The organism is Chryseobacterium sp. Leaf201 (genome assembly GCF_001421435.1).
Taxonomy (GTDB): Bacteria; Bacteroidota; Bacteroidia; order Flavobacteriales; family Weeksellaceae; genus Chryseobacterium.
Genome location: NZ_LMKA01000031.1, coordinates 1 through 3,274, shown reverse-complemented (window position 1 = coordinate 3,274; position 3,274 = coordinate 1). Strand labels below are relative to the sequence as shown.

Below are 3,274 nucleotides of genomic sequence, written 5' to 3'. Positions count from 1 at the left end.
CTTATAATTATTCATATACTTGAAATTCATTATAGCAAATAACCATAAATTAGAAATAAACATGCTTAAGAGCAGTATCTTAATAGAGAATATTATTCAAAATCTTAATTATTTTAGAATAGAGCTTCCCCTGCTTGCGCGAGCGTCGCGCTCGTGCATTTTCTTTAAATAGTATATTCTATACAAGTCCTTTGAAATGGCTTATTTGCAAAATATTGATGAGTAATTGCTGCCAATCTGTGATAAAATTCAGGGAAAATACTGAGTGAAAATTTTTTGGTGGGTTTTATTTTTGTGGTTTACGGTAAGCCGTAATATTTAAAAGAAATAATAGAATAAGTTTGCACTATACAACAGGAAGAAATCATAATTATAAATTAAATAATAAATCCATGAAAAAAATCACTTTCTTTTTGATAATTCTATTATCAATGGTCTCTTGTACAAATTACTATACGGTACTGCTAACAGAAGATACTAATTTATATGCTGCGAGTAATAATGAAAATATTGTAACCACAATACCCAAAGATACTCAAGTCTATATATCCAATAAAGAGAACAAAAAAAAATACAAAAAAATAAAATGGGGAAATTATTACGGCTTAGCTTATAATCCCAGTTATACTTCTTATAACACTTACACACCGGCCAAAAGCCACACTACATCAACACCTTCCTACAATTATACTCCAAGTACAAGCAGTGGGGGGACAGTGCATGTAAAAGGCTATACCAGAAAAAATGGAACCTATGTAAGTCCTCACACCAGAAGTGCTCCGAGAAGAAGATAATGAATCCTATTGACAAAATAGAATTGAAAAATCCTGACGAAAATCAGGATTTCTTACTTTACGGAAAACCGTAATTATATGATCTTAAAGATGCTTATTTTTACTTTTATTAATTTAAAAAAATATTATGAGCGACGATTTAGATAAAAGAAGACCACAAGATGCAACTAAAGTCAATGTGAATGAAAGTTGGGAACTAGACTACTGGTCGAAAAAGTTTGGTGTTACCAAAGAACGTTTGAAAGAAGCCGTTAAGGCTGTCGGAACTTCTGCCGCCACAGTTCAGAAGTATCTTGGGAAATAATGTAGGTTTTCAATATGATAACTTTTATTTCGAAAATAAATCCTGACGAGAGTTGGGATTTTTCTACTTCGAAGATGTTGAAAATTATGACATTTGCAAGACCAATACTATTTTCCTAACTTTAATTTCATCAAAACTTATAGCAATGGAAGAACTGGTTGAAATTTCAAATTCAGAGAATTTTGCATCTCAGGGTTTCACGTATTTAAAAAAACTTATTTTTGAAGCTGACCGTTCTAAGCTTCAGCTTCAAATCACTTTAATTGATGAAACAGAAAAAGAAGATGACTGGGTCATAAATGCAGAAAATGTTTTTGGTTTTAAAAATTTTGATTCCGGAAATCTAATGCCTTATTTGAAAATAAATATTTACGAAGATCATCCGCTGATAAAAATAATCGAAAGCCCGGAAATTCAGTGTAGGATAACCGGCGTACCGGATAATAAATTTGAATTTCTCGGGAAATTTTATCAACTGCTGCAAAATAACATCGGTTCCTGGAAAAAGTTGGAAGACTTTTTTTATAACACACAAAATCTTTTCGGAGAAAAAGAAATCCCTGATAACTTTAAAGGTTTAATGGATAAAGAAAGCGATGCCGAATATATTACTTTGCCTAAAGTTTTACTTAATGCATTTAGGGAACTTTGTAGGTCTGAAAATTTACAAGTTCAAATTGAGGATGAATACGAAAGCGATTATAAGAATATGAAAGTCCTGATTTTTGGAAATGAAATTATATCTCCGGATGATTATAACCTAAACCAACCTTATATCATTGCAGAAAAGTTTACCGCTGAAAAGAAAAGCAACGGTTAAATCTCATTTGTAAAATGCATAGTGAACAGTAATAATTGGGTTATTAAATACTAAATAATGCTAAAAAATTAGCGTAATGCTGACTCATGCTAATTTAGATAGATCAAAGCATTTAATTAAATCATTAAACCTCAAAATGAATCAAGAATACAAAAAGTGGCTAACCTATTGGAAGAAGAACTTATCAGATTCCCTAAATACCAATATTGACATCGAGCAGTCAGAGTATTTTGAAATTGAAAATTTTAAAATAGAAGACCAGTCTATCAATGATGTCCAAAAGGTAAATAATTTAATAGATATAGCAGAGCAAAAAATAAATGATAAAAAAGGGATTAAAAATAAGGAAAGCGACAAGTGGATTCACATTGAGCATACCTCCGTTATTATAGCTCCTTTTAAACTTTCTTAATTTTTGAAACTTCGATATTCCCATGGTTTTCCTTTCTTCATGTTCACTTGAATGAAAAAGAAACTGTACGTATTTATCAGATTCAATGACTTTTCCGCCAATAATGCAGTCTTCGAGATCAGTGTGGTGGGAAAGTACAATTGAAACCTCATTAACGAATGTATTATTGAATAAGTCAAGTCTGGAAAAAAAGATCCATAATCTAACTCAAAAACTTATGATTATTCAGGATCTTCAACTTATTTAGAAGACAGAGAAGAAAAGATTAACTGCATTACAACATAAGAAAAATGAAAATATCCAATAAGAAGGACCACTAAAAGTGCTGAAGGAAATCCGTTCCTGAAATTCCACTTTAGCAATGCCCCATTGCCCTATTAAAAATTGAGAGATTTCCCGTACTAAATGCCTTGCCGTAAATCCCACCCATGATCATGGTCCCGGACATCCAATTGGTAACGGCAAATCCGAATAATAACCCTTCCAGGATCTGGATGATCAGCACCACCTATTCATTTTCAGCAATGATCAGGTTTTATGCTGCTTCATCCGGAATAAGTACGCAAGGTAAACCAACGTCTGCTAAAAACATCCTGCCTGCAATTTGTATCAATTGATGTTTATCACTTCTAAGCGACCTTTATTTTGAAGATATAATAAGAAACCCCGTAATCAACGACTTCCCCGGATACACGGCTGACATATAACCTTTTCTCATACAGCCCTAGGAAGTAACGGGAAAGCGTATACATCAACTGGTTCTGTTTCGGACAATCCGGCAGTTTGATTTTATAAAACGCTTCTATTTCAACTTTAATAAAGTCTGAAAAGCTGTCTTTAGAGGTAAGCATGACCGTTATTTTATAATAAGTTAATAATTTTACAAATGAAATTCAGATTCTGTAATGAGAGATAATATCTATCTATTAATTATTTTATTACAG

The 3,274-nt window shown here is 32.1% G+C and carries 6 protein-coding genes; 5 read left to right on the top strand and 1 reads right to left on the bottom strand.

Annotated elements, in window-relative coordinates; genetic code table 11:
• The first annotated feature begins 431 nt into the window (after positions 1-431).
• The 5 genes from ASE55_RS03270 (at position 432) to ASE55_RS03255 (ending at position 2,947) form a co-directional block, all read left to right on the top strand.
• Positions 432-794 carry a hypothetical protein gene (locus tag ASE55_RS03270; protein WP_056215519.1) on the top strand — a complete coding sequence of 121 codons (363 nt, stop codon included), beginning with the start codon at positions 432-434 and terminating at the stop codon, positions 792-794.
• Between the two features lie 127 nt (positions 795-921).
• Entirely contained in the window at positions 922-1,098 is a 177-nt protein-coding gene (locus tag ASE55_RS19790; RefSeq protein ID WP_082474329.1) for a DUF3606 domain-containing protein, read from the top strand.
• A 145-nt stretch (positions 1,099-1,243) separates the two neighbouring features.
• A complete protein-coding gene (locus ASE55_RS03265; protein WP_056215515.1) occupies positions 1,244-1,918 on the top strand; it encodes a hypothetical protein in 675 nt (224 codons plus the stop codon).
• A gap of 76 nt (positions 1,919-1,994) precedes the next feature.
• Positions 1,995-2,330: a hypothetical protein gene (locus ASE55_RS03260; RefSeq protein WP_056215512.1), complete on the top strand. Its 336-nt coding sequence runs from the start codon at positions 1,995-1,997 to the stop codon at positions 2,328-2,330.
• Between the two features lie 428 nt (positions 2,331-2,758).
• Complete coding sequence (locus tag ASE55_RS03255) at positions 2,759-2,947, top strand: hypothetical protein (RefSeq protein WP_056215509.1); 189 nt, start codon at positions 2,759-2,761, stop codon at positions 2,945-2,947.
• A 12-nt stretch (positions 2,948-2,959) separates the two neighbouring features.
• Here the strand turns inward: ASE55_RS03255 and ASE55_RS03250 are convergent, their stop codons facing one another.
• The gene (locus tag ASE55_RS03250) at positions 2,960-3,181 is read right to left on the bottom strand and encodes a hypothetical protein (protein WP_056215507.1); all 222 of its coding nucleotides are present in this window, start codon (positions 3,179-3,181) and stop codon (positions 2,960-2,962) included.
• Positions 3,182-3,274: the final 93 nt, after the last annotated feature.